This is a genomic window from Paenibacillus peoriae (genome assembly GCF_022531965.1).
GTDB classification, from domain to species: domain Bacteria; phylum Bacillota; class Bacilli; order Paenibacillales; family Paenibacillaceae; genus Paenibacillus; species Paenibacillus polymyxa_D.
Genome location: NZ_CP092831.1, coordinates 2,659,320 through 2,672,500 on the forward strand (window position 1 = coordinate 2,659,320; position 13,181 = coordinate 2,672,500).

The 13,181-nt window shown below is 43.6% G+C and carries 13 protein-coding genes; 12 read left to right on the forward strand and 1 reads right to left on the reverse strand.

Going from position 1 to position 13,181, the window contains the following annotated elements; genetic code table 11:
- Nucleotides 1-89: 89 nt before the first annotated feature.
- Entirely contained in the window at nucleotides 90-1,193 is a 1,104-nt protein-coding gene (locus MLD56_RS11910) for a DNA alkylation repair protein (protein ID WP_029515025.1), read from the forward strand.
- A 126-nt stretch (nucleotides 1,194-1,319) separates the two neighbouring features.
- On the opposite strand, the gene MLD56_RS11915 is transcribed toward MLD56_RS11910, so the two are convergent.
- Nucleotides 1,320-2,680, reverse strand: a protein-coding gene (locus tag MLD56_RS11915) for an IS1182 family transposase (RefSeq protein WP_241113507.1) whose coding sequence is annotated in 2 segments (ribosomal slippage) — nucleotides 1,320-2,113 and nucleotides 2,113-2,680 — 1,362 coding nt in all. Because the reading frame shifts where the segments join, the coding sequence is not laid out codon by codon here.
- Nucleotides 2,681-2,956: 276 nt separating this feature from the next.
- On the opposite strand from MLD56_RS11915, the gene MLD56_RS11920 reads away from it, so the two are divergent.
- From MLD56_RS11920 to MLD56_RS11970, 11 genes are all read left to right on the forward strand, one after another.
- A complete protein-coding gene (locus tag MLD56_RS11920; protein WP_029516798.1) occupies nucleotides 2,957-4,546 on the forward strand; it encodes an acetate--CoA ligase in 1,590 nt (529 codons plus the stop codon).
- Between the two features lie 47 nt (nucleotides 4,547-4,593).
- On the forward strand, nucleotides 4,594-5,826 hold the full coding sequence (locus MLD56_RS11925) for an aminopeptidase (RefSeq protein ID WP_029516797.1): 1,233 nt from the start codon (nucleotides 4,594-4,596) through the stop codon (nucleotides 5,824-5,826).
- Nucleotides 5,827-6,054: 228 nt separating this feature from the next.
- The gene (locus MLD56_RS11930; protein WP_029516796.1) at nucleotides 6,055-6,645 is read left to right on the forward strand and encodes a TetR/AcrR family transcriptional regulator; all 591 of its coding nucleotides are present in this window, start codon (nucleotides 6,055-6,057) and stop codon (nucleotides 6,643-6,645) included.
- Between the two features lie 18 nt (nucleotides 6,646-6,663).
- On the forward strand, nucleotides 6,664-7,290 hold the full coding sequence (locus MLD56_RS11935; RefSeq protein ID WP_029516795.1) for an HXXEE domain-containing protein: 627 nt from the start codon (nucleotides 6,664-6,666) through the stop codon (nucleotides 7,288-7,290).
- Between the two features lie 120 nt (nucleotides 7,291-7,410).
- The gene (locus tag MLD56_RS11940) at nucleotides 7,411-8,112 is read left to right on the forward strand and encodes a DUF4309 domain-containing protein (protein ID WP_029516794.1); all 702 of its coding nucleotides are present in this window, start codon (nucleotides 7,411-7,413) and stop codon (nucleotides 8,110-8,112) included.
- A gap of 149 nt (nucleotides 8,113-8,261) precedes the next feature.
- Complete coding sequence (locus MLD56_RS11945; RefSeq protein WP_029516793.1) at nucleotides 8,262-8,789, forward strand: TetR/AcrR family transcriptional regulator; 528 nt, start codon at nucleotides 8,262-8,264, stop codon at nucleotides 8,787-8,789.
- Between the two features lie 216 nt (nucleotides 8,790-9,005).
- A complete protein-coding gene (locus MLD56_RS11950; protein WP_029516792.1) occupies nucleotides 9,006-9,596 on the forward strand; it encodes a sulfurtransferase TusA family protein in 591 nt (196 codons plus the stop codon).
- Nucleotides 9,593-10,069: a DsrE/DsrF/DrsH-like family protein gene (locus tag MLD56_RS11955; protein WP_029516791.1), complete on the forward strand. Its 477-nt coding sequence runs from the start codon at nucleotides 9,593-9,595 to the stop codon at nucleotides 10,067-10,069. Before MLD56_RS11950 ends, MLD56_RS11955 begins: the two co-directional genes overlap by 4 nt.
- Nucleotides 10,070-10,145: 76 nt before the next feature.
- Nucleotides 10,146-10,412: a metal-sensitive transcriptional regulator gene (locus MLD56_RS11960; protein ID WP_013310304.1), complete on the forward strand. Its 267-nt coding sequence runs from the start codon at nucleotides 10,146-10,148 to the stop codon at nucleotides 10,410-10,412.
- Between the two features lie 233 nt (nucleotides 10,413-10,645).
- Nucleotides 10,646-11,326 (forward strand): YetF domain-containing protein, encoded by a 681-nt coding sequence (locus MLD56_RS11965; protein WP_029516790.1) that lies wholly within the window; start codon nucleotides 10,646-10,648, stop codon nucleotides 11,324-11,326.
- Between the two features lie 303 nt (nucleotides 11,327-11,629).
- The gene (locus MLD56_RS11970; RefSeq protein WP_029516789.1) at nucleotides 11,630-12,790 is read left to right on the forward strand and encodes a trans-sulfuration enzyme family protein; all 1,161 of its coding nucleotides are present in this window, start codon (nucleotides 11,630-11,632) and stop codon (nucleotides 12,788-12,790) included.
- The last annotated feature ends 391 nt before the right edge of the window (nucleotides 12,791-13,181 follow it).

Consider the following 13,181-nt stretch of genomic DNA (forward strand, 5'->3'; position numbering starts at 1 on the left):
GTAAAAATGTCAGGTCCTCATCATAGGACTTGGCATTTTTAGTATGCCTTGCTACAATTCTCTCAACCTCATTCAAAAGGAGATATATAATGGCCGAGCCCTTAAAAAATATGTATACGGAGAATTTTCTTCAACAATTCGGTGAAAAAGTACAGTCTGCATACAGGCCGTTCGATACCATCGGATTTATCCATCAAGTGATGGATGAAAAATGGGATGAGCTGGAGCTGAAAGAACGAATACGGCGTATTTCGTTAACATTAGGGGCATTTTTGCCCAGTAATTATGAAGAAGCTCTGGGTATTCTTTTTACTATAGATGAGCATTGCAGTGGTTTTCCGTACTTGTTTTTCCCCGATTTTGTGGAGGTGTATGGGCAGGGAGAAGGGGATTGGGACCTGTCCATGAAGGCGCTGGAGCGATTCACATCTAGGTCCTCTGCGGAGTTCGCCGTAAGACCCTTCCTCCTGCGTGAACCGGAACGGATGATGCAGCAAATGACGACCTGGGCGGGACATCAAAGTGAGCACGTTCGTCGTCTTGCCAGCGAAGGCTGCCGTCCACGGCTACCCTGGGGACAGGCGTTGCCTGTGTTTAAGCGCGATCCTGCTCCAGTATTGGCTGTATTGGAATTACTGAAAGCCGATCGATCACTATATGTACGTAAAAGTGTAGCCAACAACCTGAACGATATTGCCAAGGATCATCCTGATGTGGTCATTGCTACGGCTCAACGGTGGAAAGGGACACATCCTGACACAGACTGGATTGTGCGTCATGGCTGCCGGACCCTGATTCGCAAATCCATCCCCGAAGTGATGGCAATGTTCGGCTATGCGGATGAAACAGACGGGGCACCGTTGGTCACGGGTGCCTCTTTCACCACAGACCCTACCGTGCTAAAGCTTGGTGATAGCTGTGAGTTGAGCTACGCGCTTCAGCTTCGTGAAGGTGACCCGGTACGAGTCCGCATCGAGTACGGCATTGACTTTGTAAAGGCGAGAGGACAAGTCTCACGTAAACTGTTTTTGCTATCTGACAAAACGGTCTCCGGAGGAACCCATCTTACAGGTACACGGACACACCGTTTTGCAGACCTGACAACTCGTCGCCATTATGCGGGAACGCATCGGATTGCGTTGCTCGTAAATGGTCAGGAAGCGGCTTATACAGGGGTAGAACTCCAGTTGTAGATCAAGATTGCAGTGAAGAAAAAGAGCCTGAGATCAGGCTCTCAGATTGTCGAGAAACCCCGTCATTTTGAGACGTGGGTTTCTTTTTTACATCATAATGCTCTGGTCTCTGGAGAAGCAGGGGGGTTACCCCTGTTTCTCCAGGCGATCTAGGTGGATCGCCATCTTCTTCATGTTCTGCACGGCTGCCGTCATAAGGGCTTGTTCCCTGACGTTTGGAAGACCGCGCAAACGGCAATAGCGAAACCCATGGAGCTCTTTGGCATCCGCGAAGCTTCGCTCAATCGTCTCTTTTCGTTTGCGGTACAGCTTTTTACCAGATGGGCTCAGCCGGTTGCTCCGTACCCACTCTTTGCTGTCTTCCCAGACATGCCGAGTCACCACTTTGCGGTGGTTTCGAGACTGGGTACACTGACTTAGCAGTGGGCAATGCTGGCACTGAGCTGGGTCAGAGGCATACTGCCGGTATCCCTTACGGTCCGTCGTTCGGTAGGGCAGTTCCTGTTGGGCTGGGCATCTATACGCATTGCGTTTGGCATCGTATTCAAACTTCCATTTCGGAAACAGTCCTTGTCTGGGATGGAATCTTCGGTGAGCAATCACGGCAAAAATCTTTCGGTTCTGCAAACCTCGGCAAATCGGCGTTGTTAAATAACCTGAATCTAGTGCAACAGCTTCTACTTGAAAACCAAAACGTTCTCTTTGGCGATCCAAACGGGACAAATAGGGGACAGAATCATGTACATTCCCTGGTGTCACATGCACATCCGTAATCAGATTGTACTTCATATCCACCGTGCGGTGGTCCAGATAGAAGAAGCCTTCGGGCTTGCCATCACGGATCATATAGCCGCTGTCCGGGTCTGTTTTGCTCACTTTAATTTCTTTTTCTTCGTTCACTTCCTCTCGGGATTTTAAGGCTTTTTTCCGTGGTTTTTCCGGTCATCCTTCACCGCTTCGTTCAGCTCGCCCATATAGTCTTTGGTATTCTGCAACACTTGTTCTTTGGTGTACTGGTGCCTGTTAGCATTGGCTTTGACGTGTGTGGAATCGGTGACGAGAACACGCCCACCCACCATTCGGTGAGAGATCGCCTGCAACACAATTTCATCGAAGATATCTTGAAAGATCGTGGTGTTTTTAAAGCGAGTGCGACGATTCCAGCTAATCGTCGTATGGTCCGGAACTTTATCCGTTAAGCCCAACCCCAGAAACCAACGATAAGCTAGGTTCGTCTGAATTTCTCGCTCGAGTTGCCGTTCTGAGCGAATGCCATAGAAATAACCGAGAAAGATCATTTTAAACAATACGGTAGGATCAATGGCAGGACGCCCGTTGTCTGCACAATACAGTGGTTGAACTTTATCATCGATAAACGAAAAATCGATATACTTATCTACTTTGCGGAGCAAGTGATCTTGAGGAACCAGATCTTCGATGGAAACAAATTCGTAGGATTGTTGTTTTTCGCGGTTGGAGCGTAGCATATCAACACCATCCGTTCTACAATAGTTACCTATATTATACAACATTAACGCGGTGTCGTCTTAAACAAAATTAACATAAAATAGGCTGTCGAGACTTTCTCGACAGCCTGAGAGCCTGAGATCAGGCTCTTTCTTTTTGTTGTTGGTTTTACCCAATTTATTTTTTTCCAAAAAAATGATTAAAAAATGATTCTGGTATTAGAACCTGGTACTAAGACGTGTTATACTACAGTAAGAAAGTGGATCTCATCTTATGTATAAAGGGGAAGGTATAATTTGACAGATCAACAACAATGGCTTGCGCCTGAATCTTACAATATGACTTCGGAAATGGAACACCATGAGGCTGATAAAACAGCACTTAAGTGGCTGAGTGAGACAGGAGAATACGAAGAAATCACCTATGGAGAGCTGTTGAAAAAGGCTAACCGACTGGCTGGAGGACTCGCAAGTCTGGGATTTAACAAAGGTGACAGAGTTCTGGTCGTAGTACCACGGCGTATTATTGCGTATGTAATTTATATAGCCTGCTTGAAGCTGGGGCTTGCTGTCATTCCATCTTCAGAAATGCTGCGTGCCAAGGATATTGCATATCGTCTTCGCCATTCTGAAGCACGCGCAGTCATTGCCTGGAACGGAGTAACAGGTGAAGTGGACAAAATAAGCGATGATTTGCCTACTCTGGATTATCGTATCGTGGTCTCCGGGGACGACACGCCAGATGTATCTGGCTGGCTCGTGCTGAATGAGCTGATGGATGGACAGGAAGATACTTTTGAAGCTGTGAAGACGCACCGTGACGACATGGCCATTCTGGCCTATACTTCGGGCACCACGGGAAATCCTAAAGGTGTTGTACATAGCCATGGCTGGGGATATGCTCATCTGCGGATAACATCACCATGGTTGGATATTCGAGCTTCAGACGTAGTATGGGCTACAGCTGCACCAGGATGGCAAAAGTGGATTTGGAGTCCGTTTTTATCTGTACTGGGGAATGGAGCGACCGGATTCGTATATAATGGTCCGTTTCGTCCGGGTCGCTATTTGCAGTTCATGCAGCAGTACGGAATCCAAGTGTTGTGCTGTACGCCGACAGAATATCGGATTATGGCGAAAACGGATGGTTTGGATCAATATGATCTATCCCAATTGCGCAGCGCAGTTTCTGCGGGAGAGCCTCTCAATCAGGAGGTCATTAATAAGTTTCAGGAGCAGTTCAACATTACGATTCGTGACGGCTATGGTCAAACGGAGAGCACATTAATTATTGGTAATTTAAAGGATGCACCTCTGCGTACAGGCTCGATGGGCAAATCTATTGCACCGGGACTCGTTGAGGTCGTAGACGAGGATGGCATTCCGCTGGCTCCGGGGCAAGTGGGCGATATTGCGGTACGCGCTGATCTGCCGGCATTATTCCAAACGTATTACCATGATCCAGAACGCAAATTAACTAGTGTCCACGGAGATTATTTTGTTACGGGAGACCGGGCTCGCAAAGATGAGGATGGATATTTCTGGTTCGAAGGACGTGGGGATGATATCATTATCAGTTCTGGCTATACCATTGGTCCTTTTGAAGTAGAGGAAGCGCTTATGAAGCATGACTCCGTGCAGGAATGTGCTGCCGTAGCCAGCCCTGACGAGATCCGTGGACATGTTGTAAAGGCTTTTGTCGTACTCAAAGCTGGGGTAGAAGGATCACCGGCGTTAGTGAAGGAACTGCAACATCATGTGAAAACATGGACGGCGCCTTATAAATACCCACGAAAAATAGAGTTTATTAAAGAACTCCCTAAAACCAGCTCAGGCAAAATACGAAGAGTGGAGCTGCGTGAACTGGAGAAGCAATCCGTACTGTAATGATGAAATTATTCAATATAATCAAAACGGAACAGGAGCGTGGAAAAATGAGTACATTTGAATCATTGTTGGAGCAATACGCAGAACTGGTTGTAAGAGTAGGGGTTAACATTCAGCCTGGACAGGTGTTTTTGGTAACTGCACCACTGGAAACTGTTGAGTTTACACGCCTGATTGTCAGCAAAGCCTATGAAGCAGGCGCTAAATATGTACAGGTAGAGTTTGAGGATGATTCCATTACACGTAGTCGTTTTGAACATGGTGACGAAGCTAGCTTCGATTACTACCCTGCTTGGAAGGCAGAAATGATGGAGAAATTTGCCGAAGAGGGTGGAGCCACACTAACGATTAAAGTGCCGAACCCCGATTTATATCAAGGCATTGATCCACAAAAGGTATCTCGTGCGACTAAGGCGGCAGCTACGGCGAGAGAAAGTTTTTCCAAATATACCCGAAATCATAAAATTAGCTGGTGTTTAATTAAAGCGCCGACGAAGGCTTGGGCCGATAAAGTATTTGCAGATGTAGCAGAAGAGGATCGTATACGTGTCATGTGGGATACAATCTTCCAAATGAACCGTGTAGATGGCTCTGATCCTATTCAGAATTGGCAGAAACATTTGAAAAACCTTGAACAGGTACAAGACAAGCTGAACCATAAAAAGTATAAAAGTCTCCACTATCGTGCACCAGGAACAGATTTGCGAATTGAACTGGCTGACGGGCATATTTGGCGCAGCGGCGGTGGGGAGAACGAGCGCGGAGATTACTTTGTCGCGAATATGCCGACAGAAGAAGTGTTCACGATGCCTAAGCGTACAGGTGTGAATGGTCATGTCACAAGTACCATGCCACTCAATTTAAATGGACAACTGGTGGATCGCATAACGTTTACCTTTAAGGACGGTAAAGTCACTGAATATACAGCAGAATCCGGCGAGCAGCATCTGACTCATTTGCTCGCTACGGATGAAGGGGCCAGCTATTTGGGAGAAGTTGCGCTGGTGCCGCACGATTCACCGATCTCCAATCTCAATCGTATTTTTTACAATACAGGTATCGACGAAAATGCCTCCTGTCACTTGGCCCTAGGCAGTGCGTATCCATTTAATATGGAAAATGGGACACAAATGAACCGGGAGGAGCTGCTCCAGAACGGTGCCAATGTCAGTCTGACTCATGTTGACTTCATGATCGGCTCAGCTGAGCTGGATATTGATGGCGAACTGCAAGATGGAAGTAAAGAAGCCGTGTTCCGCAAAGGAAATTGGGCTATTTAGTCCTTTTCTCAACCTCAATTCAATCAACCCGCAAACGATCTCATTCGTATGCGGGTTTTTCTATTCCCTAAATCTCAAATCACTCCTTGTTTTGTGAAATATAAAGTGCTAAACTGAGTTCAAACAAAAATTTAAACAATGTTTTAATTGTTGTTTGAAAAGTTACTTATATAAAGTTGTCCGTTTCATTTGTCCGTTATGATTGAACGAAACAGGAGGAGGAAAAACATGAATCACCCAGACAAAAAACAACAAACCAAAGAAAAAATCTTAGACGCTACGCTGGAATTTATTCAAAAGGAAGGTTTTGAGGCGGTTACAATCCGAAAAATTGCCGATCTGTCTGCTACTAATATTTCATTAGTTAATTATTATTTTGGCTCCAAGGAAAATTTGCTCAGTGAAGCTATTGAAGTGATATTAAATGGCTTTCAACACACCTTTTCTATTTTGGATAATACAGCGATCCCCCCCCAAGATAGACTGAAACAATTTTTACATAACTATTTACAGGTGATTCGTCAATATCCAGAGCTTCTTTCGCGAATTATTGCCATGGGTAGCACGCCCTTCACATCTCAACAGGAATACGGAAGGTTTTTAAACATAATGGGATTTCCAAAGGTTCAGAACACGATCAAGGAGCTGACAGGCGAGCAACAGCCGGAGCGCTTGTTAGCGATGATGCTGCAAATATTCGGAGCTATTTTTCTGCCCGCACTGATGAGTCCGATTCTTGAATCAGGGGCAGTTGTGAAAATACCTTCAATAGAGGAACAATTAAATCTGCTGTTTGAAAGATATTTTGATCAAAAATAAAGCATAGGAGTGACTAATATGAATTATTTGAGAAAATATTGGCAAGATGCAGGGGCTATAATCGGTGTGGTCGTATGTGTTGTTTTGCTTATGAATCAAGCTATCCTTTCGGATATAACAGGCATGTTATGGTTGAGTTTTGTAGCTATATTGTTTCATCAATTTGAGGAGTACCGCTGGCCTGGATATTTTGCTGGTTTATTTAACAACGTTATGTTTAAAAGTGAAGCACCCGATCATTACCCCTTAAACACTCAATCAGCGATGATTATCAATGTTGCAATTGCCTATGTGTTTTACCTGCTCCCCGTATGGTTTCCGCAAGTAATCTGGCTTGGACTCGCACCCGTTTTTATGGGATTTTTTCAGGTCGTCTGGCACGGTATCGTCGTAAATATTAAAGCAAAAACCCTATATAATCCTGGCTTGTTTACGGCACTTCTCCTGCATGTTCCAGTCGGAATTTGGTATATACATGCAATAGTACAGCGAGACATCCCAACGGCAATAGACTGGATTGCGGGTACGATCTACTTTGTTTTTGCTGTATACATCTTCATCATTAAAGGGAATATATGGTTGAAGAAGAGTGACTCTCCTTACTCCTTTTCTAAACAACAGCTGGGATCTTATGGTCGTAAATAGTGTATATTAGAAAATCATTAATGTCCTTGTTTACAAGTTGGAAACAAGTAGAGGTATTCTGGAAACGAGGTTCGGTTACACTTGGTTTGTACCCATGAACAAGGAAAGAGTGATCTTATAATGAAGCATACACATCAATCTTATGATCGTAAAAAGTTGGCTTACAAGCTAATCACCACTAGTGCTTTATTGGCGATAGGTTTTGCTGTGATGACAGGATGCAGCAATAGCGGGGAAGCAAAATCAACTGCTCCTACTAAAGCAGAAACAGTCACATCGCCTGCTAGTTCTACAGATCAGAACAAGGATCTCAATACTAATGGGCAAGGCTCAACCTCAACCTCGACCCATCAAGAATCTGCCAATAGTACAGCTACACCTCACAGTAAACACAGCCCTGCAGCTGCTATATTTAGCGCAGCCAAGCAGGGAACCTTACCGAATTTGCCTAAAGGTCTTGGCTTGGGAACTAGCAGCGATCTTTTATTTGAGCTGTGGGGGAAATCCGAGTCTGGTTCTACTGGTCCTATGAGAAGTTACGCTAAGTATCATACAGATATCATGCTGGATGGAAGCGATAAAGTTACAGAAATTACATCTTCCGATCCAGACTATAAAAAGTTGCTTATCAAACAAATTGTTGACGATTTAGGCCAACCTACGGAAACCGTTGATACCTCTAGAGACATACCTGACACAGCAGAAGCTAATTATACGATCAATAACACATCAGGACTTAGTTATAATTTAGTATTTTCCTATCAAACCAAAACGCAAAAGGTCAATTATATCCGATTATATTTTAACTCTAAAACGCCATAATTGGATGTATATAACAGAGTCGTTTTCGTTAGAATTGCGGAGGCGACTTTGTTCAAGCTCATTGTATTTTTAGTATATGTCGTTTATACTATTTTGTAATTGATTAATCACTAATCAGAAAACTGTGTTAAATAAAAGGATGAAAAAACATGACTAAAGCTACGTCAACATCTATAAATCGCCAAAAGGAAATCATATCTGCTGCCATTGAAGTGTTTGCTGAGATGGGCTACTACCGAGCTACAACAGCCAAAGTTGCAGAACGGGCCAATATTTCTCAACCCTATGTCTTTCGTTTTTTCGCTACCAAGGAAGCATTGCTTGTTGAAGCCCTGAAGGTTTCCTTTACACGTATCATAGATTCTTTTCACAGCGTCATTCATTCGGCCTCATCTGAGCAGCTCGAGCAAGAGCTAATTGCAGCCTATTCGCAAATTATGACGGAATACCGTAATGAAACACTTTTGCAAATGCAGGCGCAGACGATCCGCGAGGATGAGGTTGTAAGCGTGATGCAGCAAGGGTTACGTGAAATTCATACGACGGTGTATGATGCTTTCCGACGAGCAGGTATTGAACAAGCAATGGAAAGAACGATGCTTTTTCTCGCTAGAGGTATGCTGTGTAATATTTCGATGTCGCTGGATCTGCCAGAACTGATGAAAAAAGACGATTAATTTTGGTTTATGTTTATGCATTAGAGTCGCGTTTTTGCGCGGCTTTTTTTGCTTTTAATTTTATTTGTTTAAGACATGATTTTGTTTGCTTCTGAGAAAAAACGGCCAAATAAGTTGACAAGAGAAGTGAGTATCATTATCCTAATACCTATAGGGGTATATGTATAAAAGATTTAACTAAGCTAAGCCCCTCAAAAAACAGGCGGAGGTTATAGAATGTCATCAACTAACAATATCCAAGCAGATCATATTCTTGATTGTAAAGGGCTAGCTTGTCCTATGCCTATTGTAAAAGCAAGAAAGGCTATGAATGAGCTCGTTCCCGGAAAGATTATGGAGGTTCAGGCGACTGACAAAGGTTCATTAGCCGATTTTCAGAGCTGGGCCAAAAACACCGGACATCAATATTTGGGCACCCTCCAAGATGGAGATGTAATGAGACATTATCTACAAAAAGCAAATCTAGCTGAGGTGAAGAAGGAGCAAATATTTTCTTCTACGATAAGCCATGAAGAGCTACAAGCAAAATGTTCTGGCAAAGAGAACTTCATTTTACTCGATGTTCGTGAACCCGCTGAATTTACGCTTAAACATATCCCTGGATCTAAGCACATCCCTCTTGGCGAACTGGAGCACAGACTTTCTGAACTGAACTTGGAAGAAGAGATCGCAGTGATTTGCCAAGCTGGAGCACGCAGTGAAATGGCTTGTCAGTTATTAGTTGCCAAAGGCGCTAAAAAAGTCAAATCTGTGCTTTCAGGCATATCCGAATGGGCTGGAGAGACTAAGGGAAGCGAATCCATATGAGCACACCCAAAACAACGATTGTATTATTCAGCGGGGAGCTGGATAAGGCGATTGCTGCATTCATTATTGCGAACGGAGCGGCAGCATATGATCACGAAGTAACTATTTTCTTTACTTTTTGGGGGCTAAATACGTTACGCAAGGATGAAATCGTGAGCACTAATAAGGGGATACTCGAAAAAGCCTTTGGTTGGATCATGCCTCGTGGACCCAAAAAGCTTGCACTATCCAAAATGAATTTTGCCGGACTCGGTCCACAGATGATCAAGCATGTCATGAAAAAACACAATGCGCTTTCCTTGCCGCAGCTTATAGAGTTGGCACGAGAGCAGGGGATCAAGCTCGTCGCCTGTACCATGACCATGGATTTGTTAGGGCTGCAGCAAGAAGAGCTAATCGAAGGTTTGGAATATGCTGGGGTAGCCGCCTACTTGGGGGATGCTTCCCAGGGCAAGGTGAATCTATTTATTTAGGGTATCCTATTTATTTTTTTGGTTTATAATATACCTATACGTGTATATGGTAAGTCAAAAAAGGAGTGCATTACTTATGGATTACAATTACAGTGATGAACTGAAAACGCGCCTGAGGAGGATTGAGGGACAGGTGCGTGGGGTACTTCGTTTAATGGATGAAGGAAAATCGTGCAAAGACGTCGTTAGCCAGTTATCTGCCGTACGTAACGCATCAGATAAAGCGATTGCCCAAATTGTAGCAGAGAATCTGCAACGATGTATATTGGAAGAGCAAGAGGCAGGAGGAGACACGGATAAGCTGGTTAAAGAAGCGATTCAGCTGCTTGTGAAAAGTAGATAATCTGACTCCGGAGTCCAAGCTAGCGGGCAATGATGTCACTATGCACAAAATTACGGGAGCTGGCATATTGCCTTTGATTAAGATTATATACTAGCCGTAATTAAAAAGTTCGCTGCCTCTAGTTGGTAGCGGGCTTTTTTATTCGGACATTTCAGGAATAATCCTCTGTTTATGCTGAGGTAGGCCGGTGTAAATAACACATAACAAAACAACTTCTTCCGGGAGGCCTATTTATGGAGGTATTTGTTTCGATTGGTGTCAAATTGATCATCAGCTTTTTTGGCTTGTGGATCATTACTTTTATTACAGGTCGGAAAACACTCAGTCAGTTAACACCACTCGATTTCCTAACATCATTGGTGTTAAGCGAAATTGTGGGAAATACGTTATATGACGATAAGGTGACCATTGGGCAGCTTTTATTTGCTTTGGCACTATGGTGCGCGCTGGCCTACTTTTTTGAAAAAGCGACGACCCATTTTGTGAAATTTGGATATATGGCAGAAGGTCGAACAGTGCTGCTCGTGGATAAAGGGCAGGTTAATCAAGAAATGCTGGAGAAATATGACATAGAATTTACACAGCTACTCTCCATGCTACGCCAGCAAAATATTTTTTCTCTGCGTGAGGTCTGGTACGCTACGTTAGAGACGAACGGCTCCTTGTCAGTCATGCGGAAACCTGAATACGAGCCACCCGCCGCTCAGGATATGGGAATAGATGCACAGCCTGATCTTTTTTCTGTTACTGTCATTGATAAGGGAAGGTTGCTAAATGAATCTATGCGTGGGAAAACAATTGATATTGGAGAGATTAAGGCTAAGGTGCGAGAGCAGGGATATGATAGTATCGATGAGATTGCCTATGCAGAGTTAAGCGAGGATGGAACACTTCATATCGTGCCAATGAGATAGAAAAAACATTAAAAATAAGACCATTTTGATAATTAAGCCAAAAAAGAGGAGCAAGGTGAACAGTCAGGGTTGTACTTCCCAGCTCAAACAATGAAATACAGATGATCAACTCTGATACCCTGAGTGTATTTTTACTCATTGCTTCCATTCACTGCTCCATATTTATTTCATGCATTTAATTATCATTTTTAGATCCCAGCAGTTCTTTAAAAGATTTTTGAAATAACCCTATAGAATATTTGAGTCCCGGATTGAGGAGACTACCTCATGAGTTTGAAATTTTTCAGAAAGTGGTGATCAGATTTGAGTTTCTCGGATGATCAGCTTATCTGTCTCCGATTTGAGGACGAACTAGGGTGTTTTGCTAAGGCTGCTGCTCCTCCTATTTATGAGACTGCTCCATTTTTCTTTGATACTTACGAAGATTATGCTGAAGCGGCTAATAATGAAAAGGAGCATTATGTCTATTCGAGGGGAACCAATCCTACCGTTCAGATTGCAGAGCAAATGATTGCTGCACTGGAAGGTGGGGCGGACTGCAAGTGCTTTGCTTCCGGAATGGCTGCTATCAGTGCGGCTTTAATGTGTAGTTTATCCGCCGGGGACCATCTGATTCTGGTCGGACACATATACGAAACCTCCGTCAGCCTAGCTAAATACTTATCGAAGTTCAATATAAATTATACAATTGTACATTCCACTTCTACGGAAGCAGTTGCTGATGCCATCAACCCGCAGACCCGTGCTATTCTTATGGAGTCTCCTACCTCATTCACATTCGATATGGTAAATATTCAGGAGGTAGCTTCGCTTTCCAAATCGAAGGGCATCCGCACAATCATAGATAATTCATGGGCTACACCCCTTTTTCAAAAACCATTAGAATGGGGCGTAGATATCGTTGTTCACTCCGCATCCAAGTACTTGGGTGGTCATAATGATTTAATTGCAGGGGCAGTGATCGCTTCTAAAGAGATAATAAATCGTATGTATGCTGAAGAGTATGAGTTGATTGGCGGCTCGTTGGCCCCTTTTGAAGCATGGCTACTCATTCGGGGGCTAAGAACACTCCCGCTCCGAATGGAAGCCCATCAGAGAAATGCTCTGTTGGTTGCTCGTTTTCTATCAGATCATCCGGCCATTTCAAAAGTGAATCATCCCGGACTTCCTTCTCACCCACAACATGAGCTGGCATGTAGGCAACTCAAAGGGTATGCCGGATTATTCAGTTTTGAACTAAAAGATTCGGGTTATGAGGATATATGCAGAGTGATCAATAAACTGCGACTGATTCGGATCGGTGTATCTTGGGGGTCTATGGAGAGCCAGGTGATCTCACCAAACTACGGCTTCAATAAGCAGAGTCTAGAAAAACAACACATGCCCGAATCGCTTATCCGCCTAGCTGTAGGGCATGAGCCTGCTGAACTTCTGATACAGGATTTAGCTACAGCTTTAAGCTAACTTTCAGGATTTTATCTAAAAAAGCGGAAGTAGCGGTTCCTCCAATACATAAAGAGCTTCTGCTTTTCTGATTTATGATGTTTATACCTGATCAACTTTGCACTTGAAGTAGGAGATAAGAGAGTCTCAGTTGTTCCAGGTAAATCACCGTGTAGAAATACAAACTAGTAAATTGGGAAATATTACAACTTGCCTGATAGGTATACACGTGATAAATTATATATCCAGCCAGTTAAACGGCTGTTGACTTGATCTTTGAAAACTGAACAACGAGTGAGTACGGATTTTGCTTGCAAAATCCAACGCTGAAATTTTGGTACATGCCTTCCAGGCTGTATAAAATGGAAGCAAACAAGAGATGTTTTTTATCTCGTCAGTTTCAAAATGAGCT

What these genes read in the sequence shown, in the direction of transcription:
- MLD56_RS11940 (WP_029516794.1), top strand. Translation starts at nt 7,411, where the DNA reads ATGAAGCATACACATCAATCTTATGATCGTAAAAAGTTGGCTTACAAG.
- MLD56_RS11935 (WP_029516795.1), top strand. Translation starts at nt 6,664, where the DNA reads ATGAATTATTTGAGAAAATATTGGCAAGATGCAGGGGCTATAATCGGT.
- MLD56_RS11950 (WP_029516792.1), top strand. Translation starts at nt 9,006, where the DNA reads ATGTCATCAACTAACAATATCCAAGCAGATCATATTCTTGATTGTAAA.
- MLD56_RS11955 (WP_029516791.1), top strand. Translation starts at nt 9,593, where the DNA reads ATGAGCACACCCAAAACAACGATTGTATTATTCAGCGGGGAGCTGGAT.
- MLD56_RS11930 (WP_029516796.1), top strand. Translation starts at nt 6,055, where the DNA reads ATGAATCACCCAGACAAAAAACAACAAACCAAAGAAAAAATCTTAGAC.
- MLD56_RS11965 (WP_029516790.1), top strand. Translation starts at nt 10,646, where the DNA reads ATGGAGGTATTTGTTTCGATTGGTGTCAAATTGATCATCAGCTTTTTT.
- MLD56_RS11945 (WP_029516793.1), top strand. Translation starts at nt 8,262, where the DNA reads ATGACTAAAGCTACGTCAACATCTATAAATCGCCAAAAGGAAATCATA.
- MLD56_RS11910 (WP_029515025.1), top strand. Translation starts at nt 90, where the DNA reads ATGGCCGAGCCCTTAAAAAATATGTATACGGAGAATTTTCTTCAACAA.
- MLD56_RS11960 (WP_013310304.1), top strand. Translation starts at nt 10,146, where the DNA reads ATGGATTACAATTACAGTGATGAACTGAAAACGCGCCTGAGGAGGATT.
- MLD56_RS11925 (WP_029516797.1), top strand. Translation starts at nt 4,594, where the DNA reads ATGAGTACATTTGAATCATTGTTGGAGCAATACGCAGAACTGGTTGTA.